The following is a 23,957-nucleotide window of genomic DNA, read 5'->3' on the forward strand; positions in this document are numbered from 1 at the left end:
AATGAGTTTACAGGAAGAAATAAAGAAGCATTTGATAGATCAATTGAATTTGGAAGATTTGACTCCTGAGGATATTGCAGATGACCAGCCACTTTTTGGCGATGCAGGCATAGGATTAGATTCTATAGATGCATTGGAGATCATAGTTATGCTCGATAATAATTTTGGTGTGGTATTGCAGAATCCTGAGCAGGGAAGAGAGGTGTTCAAATCAGTGAATACACTTGCAGATTACATAGTAAAAAGTCGGTCTTGACAAAAGTAAATGTAACCGGACTTGGAGTGGTGTCCGCATTGGGGATCAGTGCAAAGCATCATTTTAATCAGCTCAGGTCTGGGGTGAGTGGCATTGGCCAATTCCAGCGAGATGGACATTTGTTGTATGCCGGGAAAGTACATTTTACCAATCAGCAACTTTCAAAGTTATGTGAAGTTGACTATTCAGATTACACTTCCAGAACAGCATTACTTGGACTTTTGGCTGCAAAGGAGGCCTTTGGAAGAATAAGTTTTGATTCCAGATTTCCAGCTGCTTTTTTAAATGGAACTACAGTAGGAGGGATGGATTTGAGTGAGCAGTATTTTGAGGGAAAAAGTAAAGGAAACCCAGCAGATGCAGCTCTTTTTACGATGCATGATTTGGGAGCAAACACAGACTTTATTGCCAAAAACCTAGGTGAATTCCAGTATATAAATACAATTTCTACCGCATGTTCTTCCTCCGCAAATGCAATTATGCTTGGAGCTCAACTGATCCAATCGGGAGAATACCATCGTGTATTGGTGGGCGGTACAGATGCTTTGTGCAAGTTTACACTCGAGGGATTTAAGTCTCTGATGATCTATGATTCCGAATTGTGTCAGCCTTTTGATGCAAATCGGCGAGGATTGAATCTCGGTGAGGGTGCGGGTTATTTGCTTTTAGAAAGTGAGGATAGCATTAAAGAAAGTGGAAATCAATGTTTGGCGAAAGTCACCGGCTGGGCAAATCGCAACGATGCCTTTCATAATACTGGTACTTCTCCGGAGGGAATAGGTGCTCAGAAAGCGATGCAGGCTGCGCTCGAGATTGCAAACTTAAAACCTTCTGAAATCGACTATATCAATGCTCACGGCACTGGAACACAGAATAACGATTCATCGGAATTGGCTGCGATGGAGGCTGTCTTTGGAAGTGAACTTCCAGATTTCAGCTCTACCAAAGGTGCTACAGGCCATACGCTGGCAGCTTCGGGAGCTATAGAAGCTGTGTTTTCAGTGGAGAGTTTGCTTCAGGGTTGTGCTTACGGAAACTTCAATGTTTCCGAGCCTGCGACAGCTTCAAAGGCACTCTTGAGAAAAGCAGTTTCCAAAGATATTCGGCATGTGATGTCCAATTCATTCGGTTTCGGAGGTAATTCCACCTCTTTGATTTTTTCCAAATCCTCATGAAAAAGCTTTACATAAATCAAGCAATTTCTATTTCTGCTCAAGGCTTTTGGGAAGGTTTCGACCTGCCAGATTTGAAAGAGGATTTTCAGGGTTTCAAGGCAGTTGATCCGGAATACAAAACTGTAATTCCGGTTATGTCTCTGCGGAGAATGTCCAAAATCACGAAAATGGCCTTAATGTGTGGTTTGACGATTTCTAAAAATACAGAAGTTGTTTGGGATGGGATAATCTTAGGTACAGGCTTAGGGAATTTGGCGGATACCGAAAAATTCTTGACACTTATTTCAGCAAATGATGATGGTTTGAATTCGCCGACTGCTTTCACGCAATCTAGCCACAATACCTTGTCAGGACAAATTGCGCTTCAGCTCAAAAATCACGGCTATAACATGACGCATGTGCAGCGGACTTTTTCTTTTGAAAATGCGCTTCTGGATGCTAGCCTTCAGGCATGTTGTGGCATGAAAAATATACTTCTCGGTGCCGCTGATGAGCATATTCCGATATTGAATACGCTGGCCAGGGAGATGAAATTTGAAGAAAAGGTTATTTCCAATTTTGGCGAGGGAGCTTCGTTTTTTCAGTTAAGTGCCGATGTGTCCTCTGGAATTTATGTACAGGATGCTTTGGTCAAAATGAAATCAGAGAATCATCTTCAGGAAATCGATTCCTTTTTGCTGAAAAACCAGGTGGAAAAGAAATCTTATTTGCTAATCGCTACCTCTGATTTGAAAAGTGATAGTGGAATGCACCAACTCTCGGTAGAAAGCCTAGTTGGGAATTACATGACGAATTCAGGGATAGCTATGCATCTGGCCTGTTCGTATGTGAAGAAAAAAGAATACAGCCATGTCTTGATCCTGAATGCTAACTCAGCGACTGGTATGGGGTTAATCTTGCTCGGCCATGACTAAGCCTCAAGTAGTTTTTGGAGTAGCGATTTTAGCTGCCGTAACCATTTTGTTGACTTCGGTTTCAAACTACTACCTGATTGCATTGATGGTGTGCGTTTCCCTCTTTTTGTTTGGGATGTCCATGTTCCTTCGGGCTCAGTTTTTTGTGAAATCCATTTTTCGAAGCAGTGAAAATAATGTCCTACTGAGTTTTGATGATGGTCCTGATCCTTTGAATACACCTATAGTTTTGGATATTTTGAAAAAAAATGGTGCTACTGCAATGTTTTTCCTGATTGGGAAAAAGCTGAAAGGGAATGAAGCACTCATCCGTAGAATTCATGAAGAAGGGCATTTGTTGGGAAGCCATTCCTTTAGTCATGATCCTAAAATGGGTCTTTGGGATAAAGCTAGAACTGCTGCTGATATTGAAAAAGGGCATGAGGAACTTCTCAAGATCGTTCCTGGCGCCGGAGATTGGTATAGACCTCCCTTTGGTCTGACCAATCCGAATATTGCCGCAGCGCTTATGAAATGTGGTTTAAAGTCAATCGGTTGGTCCGTGAGAAGTTTTGATACGGTCAAAAAAGATCCGACGAAACTGCTAGATAAATTAACCCAAGAAATAAAAGGATCAGATATTGTACTCTTGCATGATACCCAAGATATCACGGTTTCATTGCTGGAAACCTTGATTCTTGAGCTGAAAAGTAGAAACCTTACCTTAAAAGCTGAATTGAATTAAATGCCGTTTATAGTCAATCTTATATTATTTACAATATTTTCTCTTCCAGGTTTCATCCAGGATCAGGATGCTGTTTTTGCAAAAAAACTTCAGGATCATTATAAGACGGTGAACTCCATTTCTGCGGACTTCATGCAGCGAAAGCAGAGTTTGCTTTTTGATGAGCCATTAGTGTCAAAAGGGCTTTTTTACTACGAAAATCCGGATAAAATCCGCTGGGAACAGCTGACTCCTTCTGCGAACTATTTTATCCTGAATAAGGAAGAAGTCATCCAATTTGATGGGAAATCAGTGAAGAAATCTGCAGGCTTGAACATGCAGATGAGTATTTTCCGGCAGTTTATCGTGAGTACCGTGGACGGTTCTATATTAAATGATCCATCATTTGAAAAGAGCTTTCAAAGCAAAAATGGGAAGATGCGCATCAGCTTAGTACCTTTGGATAAGCGGATGGCGAAGCGATTGGTGAAAATCGAATTGACCTTTGATGAGCAAACCTTACTACTCGATCAGCTCAAAATGTACGAGAGTCAGGAGGATTTCACTGAAATCAGCTTTACAAATCAGAAAATAAATACATCTATCCCAGAATCAATTTTTCAATAATATGCAGCAGGAAATTCTGGCTCAAACACTTGATATTTCTATACTTGCTCAAGCAGAAACAGAAGTTTTATTCGAAGTCAAAGTGTTGGGTTCAAGTTCGGTTTTCGAAGGGCACTTTCCAGGAAATCCTGTTTTACCTGGAGTAATTATGGTAGAGGCAGTGCGAAGTGCTTTGAGTGAGCTTTTTCAAAAAGAATATCACCTCAAGTCAGCTTTTAATATTAAATTTTTGGCAGTGCTAAATCCGAATGAATATGGCGATGTACAATTGAGAATTACCTATTCTTCGGTAGAAGAGGGGTTGAAAATTGATGCAAGCATATTCAGTGAAGAGAAGATTTTCTTTAAAATGAAAGGCGTTTACAACGCAGTTTGATGGAGAATCGAGTTTGCATTATCATTCCAACTTACAATAATGAAGGAACCCTGCGCAGGGTGATTAGCGAGGTCTTAAGGATTTGTCCTGATCTGCTGGTGATCAATGACGGGTCGACAGATAGTACTGAAACTATATTGGAGAGCTTTTCAGGGCTTGATTATATAAGTTATCCTGAAAATAAAGGGAAAGGTTATGCTCTTCGAAAAGGCTTTGCAAGAGCCTCCGAATTGGGTTTTGAATATGCTGTAACGCTGGATTCGGATGGGCAGCATGAGCCGGAAAATATTAGGGATTTGTTGGAGCAGATTCATCTTCTGGAATCGGATACGGTGCTGATGGGCTCACGCAATATGGCCCAGGATGGCATTCCAAAGAAGAGTAATTTTGGAAACAAATTCAGCAATTTCTGGGTGTGGTTTAATACCGGAATTAAGCTTTCAGATACACAGACAGGATTTAGAGCTTATCCTTTGACACCAATTTCTAAACTGAAATGGTTTTCAAACAAATTTGAATTTGAAGTAGAAGTTCTGGTGCGACTCGCCTGGGAAGGCGTGGAGATCAAGGAAGTGCCCGTGCATGTGAATTACCCAGAGGATCGTGTGAGTCACTTTAGACCATTTCATGATTTTGCCAGAATCAGTGTATTGAATACTGTTTTCTTTTTCCTGACTCTGGGATATTTTGCGCCTAAGAGGCTGTTTTTTGTAAAAGGAGACAGCAATATTTTCACACAGATTAGAAGAGAATTCCAGAGACATCTGGACGATCCTATGCATATGGCAAGTTCGGTGGGTTTAGGGTTGTTTTTCGGTGTGTTTCCAATTTGGGGTTTTCAGATGATAGTAGCGTTTTTTGTTGCCAGTTTGCTAAAACTGAACCGTGTGATAGTCCTTACATTTTCAAATATCAGTTTGCCTCCGCTGATCCCTTTGATCATTGTATCCAGTTACTTTTTCGGAAGTTTTTTCGTGAAAGAGAAGGTGTTGGTTCCAGACTTTTCGGAAATAACAGTCGATACGATATACTTGCAGCTCTATCAATACTTAGTCGGAGCCGTGATTTTATCCTGTGTGCTAGGTGTGCTTGGATTTGGATTTACCTACATTCTGATGAAAATTAAGGAGAAGTAGATCTTATCTAAAATATGAATACTGTGTCGTGTAGAATATTGAAAATCTGATAATTGATTTTTTGAATCAGAAAAATTGGTTGGACTTGGCCACCGATGGATTCGAACCGGTAAAAAGAATCCCGCAGTTTTTGCATTTATATCACTGTTTGCCGCCTTGCCTTCCCCACTTGATTGAGTCCAGAATGCCGCATGCCCAACACCTTTTTTTTGACTTTTCCATAAAACAACCTAATTGAAACCACTTTCAATAAGATTGTTGTAAATAACAGTAAATCAACAGTTTAAATGGAGTCCGCCAACTATTTTTGACCATTAAATCAGAACTAAAGGCAAAAAAAAGAAAAGCCTGTAAATCTACTGATTTACAGGCTTTTGATTTCCCTTGAAACAGGTTTCGTCGGGGTGGCAGGATTGGAGCCTAAGTTCATAGTATATTGAAAAGCAGTTTGTGAGCTTCTTATTTTTTGGATAGGTTCAACAAAAAGCTAGTTTGGCTTTTAGAAAATCAGGTAAATCGTTTCTTGTCCACGCGTATAGAACGCTTATTATTGACGTTGCTTTTTTGATTAGTTCTTAGATCATTTTGTTCCTAGTTTAGGCAACAAAACCAGTCCAGTTATTTAAGCGGTTAGGAACACAAGGAGTGTATCCTGTTGAGGAAATTCTTGAAGAGTTCTGAAAATTTACGATTTGGTAGGAAGTATAAATAATAAGGATCGAATGACATAAATAAGCTTCTTATTACAATGACCGAAGACTCCCGCACTGTGGGGACGGGCTGAAGTGGCCTCAATGTCTTAAGTTTATCATTTCTTACATTGCTTTTGCCAATTTTCTGGTAGAAAAGTGAATACATGTTTTTTATTCAAATATTTGAAGCAATCCGAAAGGATTTGGTTTACAGAAAATTCTATTTCCTAAATATTTAAATGCATTTTTTTTCTCAATTTTCCATACTATGAAGTCTGTACAGTTTTTTTCCTACAACTATTTAATTCAGAATAATTTTGGCTTTTAATTTTTTTTTTCTGAATTTTCCAGTGGAGAGTTCGGACAGAGTGTTCGGAATATTTTTAAGTAGATGGAATTTATTAAACTATCATTTTAGAAAAGTTCATTTTCTCAATAGTGAAGATAAATTTTCGATCCTTGGCATTTATTAGATGTGAATTCACTCAATTTGAGGTTTTTTGTATGATGTACAGTTAAAAAAGAAGGGTTTAATCAATTTAAATTTCCCTCTTATTCGATGTTTATTCATGTGGTTGCAGATAGTATTATCTAACAAAAACAAATTAAGAAGATAAATTTCAACTAAAATTATTTAGAGTAATCCTTTCTTTTCGATTCTAAATTTCAACTTAAAATAAATTATTTTTCATTTAAACTTTTAATTAGTATGGAACCATTTATTGGACAAATTATGATGTTTGGGGGTAATTTTGCCCCAAGAGGTTGGATGTTTTGTGAAGGACAATTATTGTCCATTTCACAGAACACAGCCTTGTTTTCTATTTTAGGAACTACTTATGGAGGAGATGGGCGAACAACCTTTGCCCTACCTGATCTGAGGGGACGAACCCCAATAGGAACAGGCCATGGACCTGGTCTTTCCTTGAGAACTCTTGGTGAAGAAAGTGGATCTGAGACTACCACATTATTAGTTAGTAATTTACCTTCTCATGAGCATTCAGTACCTCCGGCTCCAGTGAAAGCAAGTAGCCAGCCTGCAACTGAGCAGGTGCCAGGAACAAACGGTGCCACTACGCTAGCATCTCCTTCTGCGAATGGGAGATCTTCGGAAGCTTATAATAGCCAACAACCGGATGTGACGCTCAATACTGGGCAGGCTGGAGTGCTAAACTCAGGATTTACAGGCGGTAATATACCTGTGAATAATATGCAGCCCTATATAGCCATGAATTATATCATTGCTATAGTAGGGATTTTCCCTTCCAGAGGTTAAGACATATATTTAAAATTAATTGGCCTTCTATGATTTGTCTACCGAAGTAATCGGAGATAAGCGTAGGAGGCTAGTTATCAAATCAAAAAAAATCGAAATAGCTATTCTTCCATCTTTTTTATCCTTTGAGCTAAACTCCCATGAAAAACCTTTACAACTTCTCCAATTTAAAATGGGTACCTACTTTTTTATTTTTTTTATTTACAGTTCAAGTTGCCTTTAGCCAAACAGTTGTAGAAAATTATGATGATGATTCAGGCTATTCTATTTCCAGTAAAGATTTTACCAATGATGGGATCAGGTATCAAATTTCTGGTTCTAGTTCAACTTATAGCCATGCAACGTCTAATAGTACCTTCTCTTTATCAGAGGGGGGGGCTTCCGATTATGCACTGCAATTTGACATTGGTTCAGACTACGGAATCAATAGTATAACCGTAAGTCTAAGTTCGGGAGAGAGTTTTAACTTAAACTCTTTATCATTTGATATTTTAGCTGATGCGAACATTAATTTTTCTACCAATGCTGGAGGGAATGTATCCATCAGTTCTAACAACTTCTATATAGATCGCCAAAATTACAACTTCTCTTCTCAGGCAGGTTTTAGCAATATTACAAGCTTTACAATTTCAGGAGGAAACATAGTGGTAGATTTAGATGATTTATCCTACACAATAGCTTCAGCAAACACCCCACCCACCGCATCCAGCTTTACACCTTCAAATGGGCCATTTGAAAATCTTACCCATACTTTTTCAACTGCCAATTTTGGATATTCCGACGGTGATGGGAATCCACTCAGCCATATCCTGATCGAATCTGTTCCGGGAGCAGGTACCCTTTATCTAGATGCAAATAATAGTGATTCTTTTAATCCTGGTGAAGCAGTGGGCGTTGGGGCACAGATAAGTAAAGCGAATCTGGATGCAGGAAACCTCCAATACATTCAAAACGGCTCTGTCAACACTTCCTTTCAATTCGAAGTGAATGATGGGACAGTAAACAGTTCTGGAAATTATATAGCGACCTTAAATGTCAGTCCTGTACCTACAGTTACCCTTTCTGTTACACCACTTTCCAAAATTGAATCTGTAGCCACAAATACTGAAATAAGAGCTACTCTTTCCAATACTTATGGAGCACCGGTAGTGGTGAATTTAGGTTTCAGCGGTACCGCGACTGGGTCTGGACTGGATTATTCGGTGACTGGAACTTCGATTACAATTAATCCAGTAAATACTACTGGTACCGTAAATCTTACCAATATTCCAGATGCCTTGTATGAAGGGAATGAAACTGTAGTCATTGATATTACTTCTGTGACAAATGGGGTTGAGAGTGGGACCCAACAGCAGACTTTTACAATTATTGACGATGATTCCGCGCCAACAGTTAGCCTCGAAGTAGTGGGTTTTTGGAATCCAATTACCAATGAAGATGGAGGTCAGGCCTATGTAAGAGCTAAAATGAGTTCTATGGCAGGTGCCACTGTAACTGTTCCTTTAAGCTTTTCAGGGACAGCCAGTGGAGGTGGAACTGACTATAGCGTTACCGGGACTACCATTTCTCTTTCTCCTGGAGAAACGATGGACAGTATCCGTGTCACTTCACTTTCTGATACTTTTGAAGAAGGAGATGAAACAATCATTATCACCATGGGAACCCCTACCAATGGAATTAAAGGTACTCCGGATCAGGTGACTTTGACCATCATCGATGAAGATGCGGAAGCACCTAAGGATTATACTGTAGAAATTAATCAGGACCCGATTCTTCCGTCCAATTCATCCAATGTTAGTTTTACCTTTTCTGGTGCCGAAATAGGCGCGACCTATAATTATCTGTTTACCAGTTCTGCTGGGGGAAGTACTATTTCGGATTCTGGAACAATTTCTTCCACCAATGAAACTATTTCACCTATAAACCTGAGTGGAATGGCCGATGGAACCATTACACTTTCGGTGGATTTGACAGATTCATTCAATAATACCGGTGCCACAGTCCAAGATATAGCAGAAAAATTGGCCAGTATGCCACCTTTCCTGACTGGGGTTCCTACTGACATCACTGTGGTTGAGGAGGTAGCAAGCAATATTGATCTATCAGGCACTACCTTTGGAGATCCGGATGCGGCAGTTGATGATATTTTGGAAATATCTTTCTTGGTCGATGGGGGGACTCTTTCATTTGAATCAGGAATAGGTATCACTGTCAGCCAACCTATTCCAGGGGCTTGGAAAATTTCCGGTACTATTTCAAACTTAAATTCATACCTAAGTGATGCTACCTCGATTAAATATACCAGCAATCCAGGGGTAATTGGAGATAATGCCGGAAGTATTGGTTTAACAGGGTCTGATGGAGCTGTAGGTGCATCATTTGGATCCATCAATCTTGATGTTCGGGAAATTCCTTCGGTTACATCCGTTTCTGTACCTGCCAATGGCACTTATTTTGGGACTCAGAATCTAAATTTTACCGTTAACTATTCCGAAGCGGTAACAGTGAGTGGTGTACCTAGTTTTGAAATAACTATTGGAAGCACGGTTTATGATGCCGAATACGTTTCTGGTTCTGGATCTTCTGCTTTGCTGTTCAGATACACCTTGCAACCTGGGGATTTGGATCCAAATGGAATTTCTGTAGGAGGAATTATTTCATTGAACGGAGGAAGTATCAAGAATTCTTTTGCTTTGGATGCAGAATTGAGTTTGAACAGTGTGGGTTCCACAACTGCTGTTTTAGTAGATGCTGTAGCCCCTCAAGTGACCAGAATAGAAAGACTGAATCCAACTTCCAATCCAACCAACGCAGATGCTCTGATATTTAGAGTAACTTTTTCAGAGGCAGTAGTTGGAGTGAATGCAATAGACTTTAATGTCACAGGCCCTACTGGAGCATCAATTGGGGTTACTGGTTCTGGTTCTACTTATGATGTGACGGTTTCTGGTGGAGATATGACTAGCCTGAATGGAGTAGTTACCTTAAGCTTTGCCGCTGGTCAAAACATTACAGACCTGGCTGGTAATGCTTTGATCAACACAAGCCCTACAGAAACCAATGACAATGAGTATATACTCGATAACGCTGCCCCAACTGTAAGTACTCTTAGTCCGGCTGATAATACTACCGAAGTGAGTTTAAATTCAGACTTTGGCATCACATTCACTGAAGATGTGGTGGCCAATACTGGTAATTTGACTGTACATAGAGTGAGTGATGATGGAGTAGTGAGAACATTTGATGTGACCAATAGTGCCCTCGTTTCTATAGCTGGAGCTGTTGTCACCTTTGATAATACTTCGGATCTGGCTTTAGGCACGGAGTATTATGTCTTGTTGGACAATGGCGCATTTCAGGACGAAGCAGGAAATGCATTTGGAGGAATAATTAGTACTACATCATGGAGTTTTACCACATCAGTTCAAACTCAAATTTCCATTGATGATCCTACTTTGACTGAAGGAAATGCTGGTTCAAGCAACCTTATATTTACCGTTTCACTATCTCAACCAGCACCAGCTGGCGGGGCTACTGTTGACTATGCCACTTCCAATGGAACGGCAACTGCCGGATCTGATTATACCGCAGCAAGTGGAACACTAAGTTTTGCAGTAGGGGAAAGTAGTAAAACAGTTAATATTAGCATTATAGGGGATGAGATCTTAGAGCTAGATGAGACTTTCACCCTGACGCTTTCCAATCCTTCAGGTACTAATGTCGGCTTAGGAGACTTTAATGGTATTGGAACCATCCAAAATGATGATACTGCTGCGGTCACCATTTCCGGTGTGAGCGGAAATGAAGATGATGGCGCGATAACCTTAACTGCTACCTTGGACAATGCTGTCCAAGGTGGATTTACTGTTAATGTCAGCACTTCTGACGGAACGGCCACTGTAGCTGATAATGACTACATTGCTGTAACCGGCCAAACCTTAACTTTTGTAGGAATTGCTGGTGAAACACAAACCTTTACAGTTACACCTACGCTGGATTTGGTGATTGAGTCGGATGAAACTTTATCGGTTAGTCAATCCAATTTAGCTGGTACTAGTCTAGCAGTGGATATTTCAGATGGGGCAATAGTTACGATTTTGAATGATGACTCTGCACCATCAGGATATACTGTAGCTTGGGATGATCTCTTGATCAATGATGTTGAAGCGGCAAATACCTCATTTTCCGTCTCGAATGCCGAAGTAGGTACGACCATTTTCTACTCAATTTCAAGTGAAGGGGATGGTAATATTGCCACGGTTCCCGGCAGTACAGCAGTGGTCAATCCAAATCAAGTTGTCAATGTTGATGTAAGTTCATTGGTTGATGGACGCTTGACGGTAGTGATTTATCTGCAAGATGCAGGTGGAAATAATGGCGGAATTGCAACTGATAATTCAGCTGTTTTGGATCAAACAGCACCTCTTGCACCAAGTGCTCCTGACCTTGCACCTTCCAGTGATACAGGGCTGAGCAATTCGGACAATATAACTGCGGATAATACGCCAACAATTACAGGTACAGCAGAACCTAATTCTATTGTTACACTCTATAGAGATAATATAAGTGTTTTGGGATCTACTACCACAGACGGAGCAGGAAATTGGACCTTTACCTCACCTGTGATCCCAGATGGGGTTTATATTATTTCAACAGATGCTACAGACGAAGCAGGGAATACAAGTCCAAAATCAGCAGGATTATCTATTACTTTTGATACTACTTCTCCAGTCACTCCAAGTAGCCCGGATTTGGAGGCTTCGAGTGACACTGGTGCAAGTGATTCGGATAATATTACCTCCAATACCACGCTAACATTCATTGGTACAGCCGAAGCTGGATCCACTGTGAAATTGTATTCCGGAGCAAACCTTATCGGTTCATCTACAGCAACAGGAGGTAATTGGAGTAGTGTCTCTTCTACTTTGACAGAAGGTACTCACCAAATCACGGCTACCGCCACAGATGTAGCTGGAAACATCAGTGTTCCGTCCTCAGCAATACAAGTCGAGATTGATACACAGGCGCCGCCTACTCCAACTGCTCCGCATTTGGCTCCCAGCTCTGATTCTGGGGTAAGTAATTCAGATAATCTTACTAATGATCGAACTCCTACGGTTCAAGGTACAGCAGAACCAAATTCTACCATTGTTTTATTTAGTTCAGAATGGGGTGATGTGGAAGTACCAGTGGATGCTTCTGGAAATTGGACATACACCTATGGAACAAACTTTCCTTCAGGTCCAACATTCTTTAGGGCAAAAGAAGTGGATCTTGCCGGAAATGAAAGTACCAATTCGGATCAATTGAATATTCTCATAGATTATATAGCTCCTGTTGTGGTAGTTAATAATCCGATCATTCAATTGAATGCCAATGGGCAAGCTTCATTGATTCCTAGTGACATCATTTTGAATTTGTCGGATAATTATTCCTCCGAAGCAAATATTTCTCTAGAATTGACTCAGAACAGTTTTGATTGTTCAGACCTGGGAGCAAGATCAATTTACCTCAATGCGACAGATGAAGCGGGTAATACCAGTAGTTGGTTGTCTACAATCACTGTGCAGGATAAAATCGGACCTGAAGTAAAGGGCAAAGATATTACTCTTGATGTAGATGCCTTTGGTTCGGTCACTGTATTCCCAAATATGGTTGATGATGGTTCCTCAGATGCTTGTGGTATTTCTAGTTCATCTACCTCTCCTGCACTTTTCACTAAGGCCAATGAGGGAGTGAATGATGTGACTTTTAGCGTCACAGATGTAAATGGTAATACGAATTCAGTAATTGTTAAAGTCACTATCGTAGTAGTTCCAAAAGTTCTAAATGTGACTGTTACTGCAGGACAAAGCAAGGTGTATGGGGATGGAGACCCAGTATTTGCCTATCAAGCCAATGGCTTTGAAGGAGGAGATGATATCGGTATTGTGACTGGTTCCTTGTCAAGAACAGCAGGAGAAGATGTAGGAAGCTATGAAATAGGCCAAGGAACTTTGGATGCTGGGCCTAATTACACTATTAATTTTATAGGTTCTGACTTTGAGATTACTCCGGCGACTTTGGAAATCACAGCTGATGCTGGTCAAAGCAAAATTTATGGCAATCTCGATCCGGCCCTTACCTATCAAGCAGCAGGTTTTAAACACGGAGACGATGAAAGCCTCCTTTCCGGAGAATTGTCCCGAGCAACTGGAGAAAATGTGGGAGTTTATGCGATCAATATTGGTACGCTAGATGCAGGGCTTAACTATACGATCAACTTTACTGGAGCTACCTTTGCCATCACTCCTGCCACAATCACTGGAATAACCTTTAATGATGAAAGCTTTGTTTATGATGGCACCGTCCATTCACTGGCAATTGGTGGAACACTTCCAACTGGCACCTCTGTAACCTATTTGAATAACAGCAGAACTGATGTAGGAACTCAGGAAGTGACTGCTACGATCTCAGGATCGAACTTCACTACCTTGGTATTGACCGCTGATCTCACAGTGACTCCAGCTACAGTGACAGGAATAACCTTCGATGATGATAGCTTTGTCTTTGATGGCACGTCCAAGTCACTGGCAATTGGTGGAACGCTTCCAACAGGCACTTCGGTAACCTATACCAATAACGGTAGAACGGATGTGGGAACCCAAGAAGTAACTGCTACGATCACTGGATCGAACTTTACTACCTTAGTTCTGACCGCTGATCTGACAGTTACTCCGGCTACAGTGACCGGAATAACCTTCGATGACGAAAGCTTTGTCTTTGACGGCACAGTCCATTCACTGGCAATTGGTGGAACGCTTCCAACAGGAACATCTGTAACCTATACCAATAACGATAGAACGGATGTTGGTACACAGGAAGTAACTGCTACGATCACTGGATCCAACTTTACTACCTTGGTTCTGACCGCTGATCTGACAGTTACTCCAGCTACAGTGACAGGAATAACCTTCGATGATGATAGCTTTGTCTTTGATGGCACGTCCAAGTCACTGACAATTGGTGGAACGCTTCCAACAGGAACAAGTGTAAGCTATACCAATAACGGTAGAACGGATGTGGGAACTCAGGAAGTGACTGCTACGATCACTGGATCGAACTTTACTGCCTTAGTTCTGACCGCTGATCTGACAGTTACTCCGGCTACAGTGACCGGAATAATCTTCGATGATGAGAGCTTTGTCTTTGACGGCACAGTCCATTCACTGGCAATTGGTGGAACGCTTCCAACAGGCACTTCGGTAACCTATACCAACAACGGTAGAACGGATGTGGGAACCCAGGAAGTGACTGCTACGATCACTGGATCGAACTTTACTACCTTAGTTCTGACCGCTGATCTGACAGTTACTCCGGCTACAGTGACCGGAATAACCTTCGATGATGAGAGCTTTGTCTTTGATGGCACGTCCAAGTCACTGACAATTGGTGGAACGCTTCCAACAGGAACATCTGTAACCTATACCAATAACGATAGAACGGATGTGGGAACCCAGGAAGTAACTGCTACGATCACTGGATCGAACTTTACGACCTTGATATTGACCGCTGATCTGACAGTCACTCCAGCTACAGTGACAGGAATAACCTTCGATGATGAGAGCTTTGTTTATGACGGTACCGCCCATACACTGGCAATTGGTGGAACGCTTCCAACCGGCACTTCGGTAACCTATACCAACAACGGTAGAACGGATGTGGGAACCCAAGAAGTAACTGCTACGATCACTGGATCGAACTTTACTACCTTGGTATTGACCGCAGATCTGACAGTTACTCCGGCTACAGTGACAGGAATAACCTTCGATGATGAAAGCTTTGTTTATGACGGTACAGCCTATTCACTGGCAATTGGTGGAACGATTCCAACAGGCACTTCGGTAACTTATACCAACAACGGTAGAACGGATGTTGGTACCCAGGAAGTGACTGCTACGATCACTGGATCGAACTTTACTACCTTGGTATTGACCGCTGATCTGACAGTCACTCCAGCTACAGTGACCGGAATAACCTTCGATGATGAAAGCTTTGTTTATGACGGTACCGCCAAGTCACTGGCAATTGGTGGAACGCTTCCAACCGGCACTTCGGTAACCTATACCAACAACGGTAGAACGGATGTTGGTACCCAGGAAGTGACTGCCACGATCACTGGATCCAACTTTACTACCTTGGTATTGACCGCTGATCTGACAGTTACTCCGGCAACGCTGGACATCACATCCGATGCAGGTCAGAGCAAGGTGTATGGAGATTTGGATCCTGTATTTACCTATCAGGTCATTGGCTTCGAAGGAGGAGATGATGAAACTATTCTGACAGGAACGCTGACAAGGATAACTGGAGAGGATGTGGGTATTTTTGCAATTAACCAAGGCTCTCTTAGCGCCGGAAGTAACTATACAATCAGCTTCACTGGAGCTGACTTTGAAATAACTCCGGCTACGCTTGATATCACCGCAGATGCAGACCAATCTAAAGTTTATGGAGATGCAGATCCTGTATTTACATATGTTTCTTCCGGCTTTAAGAATGGCGATACCCAAGCTGTGATTTCTGGTTCTTTAGATAGAGCATTAGGAGAAAATGTAGGATTCTACGCGATTCAACAAGGTTCTATTAATGCTGGAGGAAACTATACCATCAACTACACGGCAGCTGACTTTGAAATTACTCCAGCCACTCTGGATATCACAGCTAATGCCGGTCAGGTAAAAATTTATGGTTCTTCTGATCCTGAATTAACCTATCAAGTTACCGGCTATCAAAACGGGGATGATGTGGGAATTCTTTCCGGTGGGTTGGCACGTACAGTTGGAGAGAACGTGGGAATGTATCCGATCAATTTGGGGACACTGAATGCAGGATCGAATTATTTGATCACTTTCAATTCTGCAGATTTTGAAATAACAACAGCAAGCCTAACTGTATCGGCAAACCCTGGATTATCCAAGATTTATGGAAATTCAGATCCTGTCTTTACTTATGTTGCTAGCGGTTTCCAGAACGGGGATACACAGGCGATTCTTACAGGTGGTTTATCCAGAACTGCAGGGGAGAATGTGGGAACCTATGCGATCAACCTAGGCAACTTGAGTGCCGGAGCTAACTATACGATCAGCTTTACCGGAGCTGACTTTGAGATCACAGCGAGAACGCTGAATATCAATGCCAATCCGAACCAGGCGAAAGTGTATGGTTCAGCCGATCCGGTATTTGCCTTTACCGCTTCCAACTTTGGAAACGGGGACAATACCTCCGTATTAACCGGAGCGCTTTCCAGAATTCCGGGTGAAAATGTGGGAATGTATGCAATCACATTGGGTACGCTGGATGCGGGAGCCAATTATATGATCAACTTTACTTCTGCAGAATTTGAGATTGCAACGAAAGTGTTGGATGTGACAGCTGATGCAGGTCAAAGCAAAGTCTTTAGTGCTGCTGATCCAATATTGACCTATCAGGTGACAGGCTTTGAAAATGGAGACGATGGAAGTATCCTCACAGGAACCTTGGCAAGGACAGTCGGAGAGAATGTGGGAAGCTACGCTATCAACTTGGGTACATTGGATGCAGGAAGCAATTATGCGATCAACTATACGGGAGCAAGCTTCGCAATTACCAAAGCAACTATAACAGGAATCACTTTCGCAGATGACAGCTTCGTTTTCGACGGCACTGCCAAGTCTCTGGCCATTTCCGGCACACTACCAACTGGAACAACTGTAGCTTATACCAACAACAGCAGAATAAATGTAGGGTTGCAGGAAGTTACGGCGACGGTTTCCGGGTTGAACTATACTACATTGGTATTGAAGGCAGACTTGACGGTTACTCCAGCTACAGTGACGGGAATTACCTTCGATGATGAAAGCTTTGTTTATGACGGTACAGCCAAGTCATTGGTGATTGCCGGAACTTTGCCTTCAGGCACTTCAGTAGCTTATACCAATAATTCCAGAACAGAAGTTGGAACTCAAGAAGTGACAGCGACAATCTCTGGATTGAATTATAACACGTTAGTATTGAAGGCAGATCTTACTGTACTTCCGTCTGATATTGCAGGACTGGCTTTTGAAGATGGATCTTTTGAATACGATGGCACAGCCAAATCGCTTGCGATTACTGGTGCACTTCCAGCCGGTACTTCAGTCAACTATGCCAATAACAGTAGAACCGAAGTTGGAACTCAGGTGGTAACTGCCACAATCAGCGGATCCAACTTCACTGAAATTACCCTGACTGCTGAACTGAGCATCACGCCGGCCAGCTTGATGATAATGGCAGATGAGGGTCAAGGCAAAGAATTCGGATCTGTTGATCCCGAATTGACCTTTAAGGCCTCAGGATTTAAGGGGGCTGATACCGATGCGATTTTGAGCGGAGCCTTATCCAGAGAACCAGGGGAAGAGGTAGGCAGCTATGACATTACGCTTGGTAGTTTGAGCTCCGGAAGCAATTATACCATTGACTTCATAGGTGCAAAATTCATGATTTTTGAATTGGCAAATGTAGATACCGATGGAGATGGGGTTCCTGATTTAGTAGAGGAAGACCAGGGTACAGATTCTAACGACCCTAGTGACTACCTTGACAGCGATGGAGATGATGTTCCGGACTATGTAGAAGGTGTCCAAGGAACCGATCCAGCTGATGAAGGAGATTATGTGGATACAGATGGAGACGATGTGCCAGACTACGTAGAAGAGCAGCAGGGTACAGATTCGAATGATGAAACAGATTTCCTTGATGAAGATGAAGACGGTATTCCTGATTATGTACAGGCCAGATCAGTTACTGATTTCGTAACGGAAAGCCTGGAAGCACTTTGGGGTACCGAAGCAGAAGATCTGAAAGTACCGATGGAAGTAGTATTGGTTACAGCACAAGGTGAATTTATCAATGTGCCTGTTACATGGGATCTTACAGGTTACGATCCATTAATGTCAGGTGTGACACACTATAGTGGTACGGTAGAACTTCCTGAAGGATTATTCAATCCGGATGAGCTTCAGCCAATGCTGGAAATCACGGTATTGGCCAAGCCGGCACCTCAGGATGTAACTTTAAGTGCAAATAGTTTCATAGGAATTCCTGATCTGTACTTCCAGGAAATTGGAACCTTCACGGTGATTGATCCTACTGATAACATTCATATGTTCAGTCTTCCGGCAGGAGTTCAGGACAATGATTTCTTTGAAGTTCTCGATGGTATACTGTTCTGGAGTAGTGCTGAGCAAGCAGGAGGAAGAACCGAATTCACCATCCTGCTTCAGGTGACTGACAGAGCAGGAAATGTACTTGAGAAGAGCTTCCAGATTACCAGACTAAGAACTCCGCTTAGCGAATTGGATGTGCCAAACACCTTCACGCCGAATGGAGATGGTGTTAACGATACATGGGGTGTACAGGCGTTACGCTACTATACAGGTGTACGAATATCTATTCTGAGTGTGGGAGGAGATCGAGTCTTCTATACAGAGAATCCTGATGTACAGTGGGATGGCATATTCAATGGCAAAGAAATGCCAGTCGGAGCTTACCTATATGTGATCGAAGTAGGTGAAACGGGTGAAATACGAAGAGGTATGCTGAATCTGCTTAGGCAATAGCATTGACTCAAAGTAAGAACCTTGGTTCAAGCACTAGTAATAAAATAAAGATTAGAAATAAAAGGAGGCGTTGGAAGACGCCTCCACCCAAGTAATTTTTAAAAGGAAATACCATGAAGGAATTAAAATACATCGCAGCGGCATTTTTTCTGATGACAGTAGGACTGTCTGAGGTTCAGGCCCAGTCCCGGAAATATGTTTCGAGCTTCAATTTATTCCAGAGTTATTACAATCCGGGATTGACGGGCTATGAAGGCTCGACGGTAAGAGGCTTTGTGAGAAATCAGTGGTCAGGGGTCGAAGGAGCCCCGAAAACTTATTTTTTCAGCACCGAGTTGGACTTTGGGGAATTGGCAGGTGAGGAGGATCCAGCTTTGATGGGGAAAAATGCAGTTTCTGTAAATTTACTTTATGACACCTATGGTGCTTTTAGGGAAACCGAATTAACGCTGGGCTATGCGAGTAGAATAAGACTTTCGGAGACCCACAATTTGAGACTGGGGGCAGGGTTGAATTATCAAAGTGTACGGTTGGATGGAAATGCGCTTACCACAGAGGAGCAGAATGACGCGACACTTGGTCAGTATGTTGGCCAGTTTTCGAATATGAACGTGATTGACTTCAATCTGGGTATTGCATTGACACATGCTAATTATTATCTGTCCTACGGAATTCGACGTGTGAATGGAGGTAAGATTACCTCTGGGGATGAATTTATGGATGCCTATCCGGCAAGTTCAATTTTCCAGGCTGGCTATCGTAGTGCGGTGAGTGATAATCTAGCTGTGATTGTAAACGGAATGTACAGTATCCAGAAGAATCAGGATGACAATATCGAATTTAACTTTAAAGCCCTAATGATGGATAGGCTCTGGTTAGGGCTTGGTCATAGAATAGACTATGCAACAAACGCCCAGTTGGGAGTAGTGACAAACAGACTCCGAATTGGCTATGTATATGAATTTCCAAATGCCAACAGCTATAACCTTCCTGGTAATACCCATGAGTTCACTGCTATTTTCAACCTGTTCAGGGACAATGTTAGGACAGATTCTCAGCAGGTGGTGATGTGGTAAATTCAGAGTAGCATACAATTCATTCCTTTTAAGATGTAAGGGTAGGAGAGCATTGCTTATGAAGCAGAACCAATTGATGAGACTCCCCTTTAAGCATTTATAGCTTTTCAGCAGATAGCAATCATTTGTAAGAAAAACAGTGAAAATTGAATTCTAAGTTGTAGTTATTAATAAGTATTATGGATACCCGCAAAGATGCCAGTCACCTTAGATTCTTTGCATATCTGGTAGGAAGTCCGATGACCGATGAAAGAAGCGGCCTCAATTCTTAAGTTTAAGATATCCTTTTTTTCTTTTGACTCCATACTGGCCCAAAAGCGGATATACATAATAAGTATATTGAGACAGTGTTAGTTGATGGGAAAGATGAAATATCATTCATGAAATCCATGTTTTTTTAATGGTAGTTGTTAAACGGAATGTTTTTCAAAGTTTGCATTAGATTTTTCTTAAAGAATGTCCCTAACTCTCTTTCATCTACCGAAAACCCGTAGCATAATGTCTTGAAGTTTGGTTTCAATCAAAAATGCAAGACCATGAGACATGAGCTAAGCTTTGATAGATTTTGCAACCAAGTATATACGATGTTTCTACGGTGTTCCTATGATGCTCCTACGATGCTTGGCCGATCGGACATCGAAGTTGGATCGGAAATGCAATGGGGAAAGTAGGCAGGAGTACTGTAGAGCCTGAAGTAAATTAGTGATAGAGCTTCCCCTTGGAATTCGCTTATTTCAGACGGATCTAACAATCAGCTTTTACTGAAAACATCAGGTATACTACCAATCTTGACAGCGTGCAGGAATCCATGCTGATCCTACCCAAGCCAATCGAGCCTATTCCTATCAACAAAGCGATGATGCGCCCTTGACGAAATCCGATGAGTTGGGATGAGGGGAAGATATGTGTGGATGAAGCTATTCGCAGCAGACTCAATGGTGATTCCTGTGGATATCAGAGTAGGGTAAGGCGTAGAAAAGTCTATAAGCTAGTGCCAGATAGCAGATGTGGCGTTTTCCATCCAGTCAGAGCGAGTACTTTGAATACACCAAGGGGGCAAAAACTTATTGCACAATTTTCAACTTACTGTTTTAGGATACACGGGAGAATTTTGGGTCACCTGTATGCTATCCTGATTAAATAAGGCAAATGCCTTATTTGACCTAAGACTCGCTCCCTACAAATTTGTGTAACTAATCTTTAAAATCATGAAAAGTTTACTACTCGTATTTCTCCTCCTGTTTGTGGAGTTTGGGCCAAACTCTATCCTGTCAGAAAAAGACATCAAAGTCACCAGTTTTGAAAAAAAGAACCAAGGTTCCAAAGCTCCAAAAAAAGTCTTTATCCGTAGCTTCAACGCACTTTTTGAAGTATTTGAAGAGGCCTCTGCTTCAACTTCGGGTTCCAAAAATGAGCGCGCAAACCGTACTACTTTTACGTCTGGTACATCTACAAGTATGGGCGTTCAGATTTCTGGGGTGGACGTTGATGATTTCCAAAAAATGATCGATGACGCTTACGCTTCATTCGTGGAGCAACTGAAAAGCCAAGGTTATGAAATTATGTCTGCTGATGAAGCAAGCAAAAATGAGTATTTTGAAGGATGGACTAAAGTCAAAGGAGGAGCTTCATCGGATGCCCAAGCTCCAGGCTATGTTATGGTCACCCCAACTGGATTTGATTATTTGGTGAAAACAATAACCAATAGCGGGAAACAGAAATCCGGTGGAAGCTTTTTAGATCCAACACCTAAATTATCCAAATCACTGGGTGAGGTTTTCGTGGCAGAAGTAAATTTCGTTTTTCCTTTTGTCACCTTGGATGCTGATGCTTCTAATTTCACCAACTCCACTTCCGTAAAAGCCAAAATTGATTATAGAATAGATCCGATGGTCGATCCAAGTGAGAACAAAAAGTCACTTGTGGGCAGTGGCCCGAATTTACTTACACAGGTACGATTTGTTTCCGGACTGGATATCGGCAATAACCCACTTTTTCATGCCAAGGTAGAACCGAAAAAAGCCGTTTCTTTTGAAGGTGTCTTCAAGGACAAAAAGATCACAGAAACTACCCAAGCACAATCGGATATGTTTTCAAAAACTGGCTATTCGCAATTGGTAATGACTTCCGGAGACCAAAAAACAGTGGCTTCCCATCATGCAGATTGTGATCACGATGCCTATTTCAATGCTGCATCCGGCGCGATGAATGATCTTATCGATACCGGAATATCCAACTTTGTAGAGATGACAAAGCCGTAAAATCGCTTTCAGAAGCATAAGTTTAATGTTCAGAAGGCCTTGCGAAGCGAGGCCTTTTTTTTCCTGTATAACTTAAATTCTCCACTAGCTTCGACCCATAATTCCGATATCAGGCTTTCTTAAAACCTGATTAGGATAAAAGTAGACTTCAATCTATGAACTCCGGATTTTTGAAGTATAAGTTCTGGTGCGACTTGCCTGGGAAGGAGTGGAGATCAAGGAAGTGCCAGTGCAGGTGTATTATCCTGAAGATCGTGTGAGTCATTTTAGACCGTTTCATGATTTTGCAAGAATTAGTGTTTTGAATACGGTTTTCTTTTTCCTGACGCTAGGATATTTTGCGCCCAAGAGACTGTTTTTTGTGAAGGGTGACATCAATATTTTCACTCAGATAAAAAGAGAGTTTATGCGTCACCAAGACGATCCAATTCACATGGCCGGTTCGGTCGGCTTAGGGTTGTTTTTTGGTGTCTTTCCAATTTGGGAATTTCAGATGATTGTGGCATTTTTCGTTGCCAGTTTATTGAAGCTGAACCGTGTCATTGTTCTTACTTTTTCTAATATTAGTATAGCGCCATTTATTCCAGTAATAATTGTGTCCAGTTATTATGTTGGTAGTTTTTTCGTGAAAGAGAAAGTGCTGATACCAGACTTTTCTGAAATCACATTGGACACGATTTGCTTGCAACTTTATCAATACATGGACAGGGCAGCGATTTTTTCCTGTGTGCTCGGTGTGCTGGGATTTGGCTTTGAATACATGCTGATGAAAATTAAAGAGAAGTAAATCTTATCTAAAATAAGAATACTGTGTCGTGTAGAATATTGAAAAACTGATAATTGATTTTTTGAATCAATAACTTATTGAGATAATATAAATCACGAGATGCTTTTTATTGCTCATTTAAAGTAAATCAAATTGATCTTTGGAATGATGATGATTGTATTCCTGCTAATGTCAATGGGAGTTATTTATCGGGATGCTAATGGTTTTCGGAGTTGTTTGTTGCTACCGCAAAGGAAATCAAGTAAGTCCCTGAATGGGTGTCAGAGCTAACCGCAAATGTTGTTGAAAGGACATGCTAGTTAAAAGAACTAAAGGCTAAAAAATAGAAAAGCCTGTAAATCTACTGATTTACAGGCTTTTGATTTCCCTTGAAACAGGTTTCGTCGGGGTGGCAGGATTCGAACCTACGACCTCCTCGTCCCAAACGAGGCGCGATACCGGGCTACGCTACACCCCGAACTTTCAATTATTGACTCAAGACTTGCTCTTGAATCGGATGCAAATGTAGTAAAATATTCTTCTGACCAATGCTTTTTTTGCAACGAAATCGAAAAAAAGTTAGAATATTTTGATGTTATTTTTCCTGGAATTCGAAGCCCCTTGAAAATGAGCATGATAGGTTTAATCCTCGGTTGCTAATTCCATTTGCAAAGTGGGATTGTCAGGATTTGAATTATCTATGTCGAGTTTGTAGGTGTAATAGCCTTTAGAAAGTGGAGTCTCACCTACGTAATCGAATGGCTGAATTCTTAATTCCTTCCCATTAGCTAGTAAGCTTACGAAACCGTAGCGATAAGCTGATTCAAATTCCTTGAAATCCGATCTGGCTCCAGCCGAAATATTTCCAAATTCTACAGGCGTAGATCCAGAGCTTATCCTGATATCCTTAAAATCTACTGAGGAAGAATTTTCAACGCGAATCAAAATGCCTTCAGGATCTGGATCGTCGGTGCAGGCTGTGATTAAAAATAGTGTCAAAAAGAGAGTAAAGAAATTTTTCATAACAACAGTTTGCTCCAATACGTGTCAATGGCACGCTACGCTACTTTTTATATGCTTG

Annotated in this window: 13 protein-coding genes and 1 tRNA gene; 12 read left to right on the top strand and 2 right to left on the bottom strand. The window is 41.5% G+C overall.

Annotated elements, in window-relative coordinates:
* Window position 1 precedes the first annotated feature (1 nt).
* From AACZ87_RS02255 to AACZ87_RS02310, 12 genes are all read left to right on the top strand, one after another.
* Entirely contained in the window at window positions 2-256 is a 255-nt protein-coding gene (locus AACZ87_RS02255; RefSeq protein ID WP_339864433.1) for a phosphopantetheine-binding protein, read from the top strand.
* Window positions 253-1,431, top strand: coding sequence for a beta-ketoacyl-[acyl-carrier-protein] synthase family protein (locus AACZ87_RS02260; RefSeq protein ID WP_339864435.1), 1,179 nt, complete (start codon window positions 253-255; stop codon window positions 1,429-1,431). Before AACZ87_RS02255 ends, AACZ87_RS02260 begins: the two co-directional genes overlap by 4 nt.
* Complete coding sequence (locus AACZ87_RS02265; RefSeq protein ID WP_339864437.1) at window positions 1,428-2,345, top strand: beta-ketoacyl synthase chain length factor; 918 nt, start codon at window positions 1,428-1,430, stop codon at window positions 2,343-2,345. Before AACZ87_RS02260 ends, AACZ87_RS02265 begins: the two co-directional genes overlap by 4 nt.
* The gene (locus tag AACZ87_RS02270) at window positions 2,338-3,069 is read left to right on the top strand and encodes a polysaccharide deacetylase family protein (RefSeq protein ID WP_339864439.1); all 732 of its coding nucleotides are present in this window, start codon (window positions 2,338-2,340) and stop codon (window positions 3,067-3,069) included. Before AACZ87_RS02265 ends, AACZ87_RS02270 begins: the two co-directional genes overlap by 8 nt.
* Window positions 3,070-3,675 (top strand): outer membrane lipoprotein carrier protein LolA, encoded by a 606-nt coding sequence (locus tag AACZ87_RS02275; protein WP_339864441.1) that lies wholly within the window; start codon window positions 3,070-3,072, stop codon window positions 3,673-3,675.
* Between the two features lies 1 nt (window position 3,676).
* Entirely contained in the window at window positions 3,677-4,051 is a 375-nt protein-coding gene (locus tag AACZ87_RS02280; protein ID WP_339864442.1) for a hypothetical protein, read from the top strand.
* Window positions 4,051-5,187 carry a DUF2062 domain-containing protein gene (locus tag AACZ87_RS02285; RefSeq protein WP_339864444.1) on the top strand — a complete coding sequence of 379 codons (1,137 nt, stop codon included), beginning with the start codon at window positions 4,051-4,053 and terminating at the stop codon, window positions 5,185-5,187. Before AACZ87_RS02280 ends, AACZ87_RS02285 begins: the two co-directional genes overlap by 1 nt.
* Window positions 5,188-6,588: 1,401 nt before the next feature.
* The gene (locus tag AACZ87_RS02290; RefSeq protein ID WP_339864446.1) at window positions 6,589-7,155 is read left to right on the top strand and encodes a tail fiber protein; all 567 of its coding nucleotides are present in this window, start codon (window positions 6,589-6,591) and stop codon (window positions 7,153-7,155) included.
* A 140-nt stretch (window positions 7,156-7,295) separates the two neighbouring features.
* Window positions 7,296-18,773 (top strand): MBG domain-containing protein, encoded by an 11,478-nt coding sequence (locus AACZ87_RS02295; RefSeq protein ID WP_339864448.1) that lies wholly within the window; start codon window positions 7,296-7,298, stop codon window positions 18,771-18,773.
* 113 nt (window positions 18,774-18,886) lie between these two features.
* Window positions 18,887-19,849: a type IX secretion system membrane protein PorP/SprF gene (locus AACZ87_RS02300; RefSeq protein WP_339864449.1), complete on the top strand. Its 963-nt coding sequence runs from the start codon at window positions 18,887-18,889 to the stop codon at window positions 19,847-19,849.
* A gap of 1,208 nt (window positions 19,850-21,057) precedes the next feature.
* Entirely contained in the window at window positions 21,058-22,110 is a 1,053-nt protein-coding gene (locus AACZ87_RS02305; protein WP_339864451.1) for a hypothetical protein, read from the top strand.
* Between the two features lie 187 nt (window positions 22,111-22,297).
* Window positions 22,298-22,897 carry a DUF2062 domain-containing protein gene (locus AACZ87_RS02310; protein WP_339864453.1) on the top strand — a complete coding sequence of 200 codons (600 nt, stop codon included), beginning with the start codon at window positions 22,298-22,300 and terminating at the stop codon, window positions 22,895-22,897.
* A 383-nt stretch (window positions 22,898-23,280) separates the two neighbouring features.
* On the opposite strand, the gene AACZ87_RS02315 is transcribed toward AACZ87_RS02310, so the two are convergent.
* Together AACZ87_RS02315 and AACZ87_RS02320 are read right to left on the bottom strand one after the other, a co-directional pair.
* Window positions 23,281-23,354: transfer RNA gene (locus tag AACZ87_RS02315), tRNA-Pro, on the bottom strand.
* Between the two features lie 164 nt (window positions 23,355-23,518).
* A complete protein-coding gene (locus tag AACZ87_RS02320) occupies window positions 23,519-23,899 on the bottom strand; it encodes a hypothetical protein (RefSeq protein WP_339864455.1) in 381 nt (126 codons plus the stop codon).
* Window positions 23,900-23,957: the final 58 nt, after the last annotated feature.

It is taken from the genome of uncultured Algoriphagus sp. (assembly GCF_963974365.1).
In the GTDB taxonomy this organism is placed as follows: domain Bacteria; phylum Bacteroidota; class Bacteroidia; order Cytophagales; family Cyclobacteriaceae; genus Algoriphagus.

Excerpts from the sequence above, each read along its gene's own strand:
- AACZ87_RS02255 (WP_339864433.1), top strand. The coding sequence starts at position 2 with ATGAGTTTACAGGAAGAAATAAAGAAGCATTTGATAGATCAATTGAAT.
- AACZ87_RS02265 (WP_339864437.1), top strand. The coding sequence starts at position 1,428 with ATGAAAAAGCTTTACATAAATCAAGCAATTTCTATTTCTGCTCAAGGC.
- AACZ87_RS02270 (WP_339864439.1), top strand. The coding sequence starts at position 2,338 with ATGACTAAGCCTCAAGTAGTTTTTGGAGTAGCGATTTTAGCTGCCGTA.
- AACZ87_RS02275 (WP_339864441.1), top strand. The coding sequence starts at position 3,070 with ATGCCGTTTATAGTCAATCTTATATTATTTACAATATTTTCTCTTCCA.
- AACZ87_RS02280 (WP_339864442.1), top strand. The coding sequence starts at position 3,677 with ATGCAGCAGGAAATTCTGGCTCAAACACTTGATATTTCTATACTTGCT.
- AACZ87_RS02285 (WP_339864444.1), top strand. The coding sequence starts at position 4,051 with ATGGAGAATCGAGTTTGCATTATCATTCCAACTTACAATAATGAAGGA.
- AACZ87_RS02290 (WP_339864446.1), top strand. The coding sequence starts at position 6,589 with ATGGAACCATTTATTGGACAAATTATGATGTTTGGGGGTAATTTTGCC.
- AACZ87_RS02295 (WP_339864448.1), top strand. The coding sequence starts at position 7,296 with ATGAAAAACCTTTACAACTTCTCCAATTTAAAATGGGTACCTACTTTT.
- AACZ87_RS02300 (WP_339864449.1), top strand. The coding sequence starts at position 18,887 with ATGAAGGAATTAAAATACATCGCAGCGGCATTTTTTCTGATGACAGTA.
- AACZ87_RS02305 (WP_339864451.1), top strand. The coding sequence starts at position 21,058 with ATGAAAAGTTTACTACTCGTATTTCTCCTCCTGTTTGTGGAGTTTGGG.
- AACZ87_RS02320 (WP_339864455.1), bottom strand. The coding sequence starts at position 23,899 with ATGAAAAATTTCTTTACTCTCTTTTTGACACTATTTTTAATCACAGCC.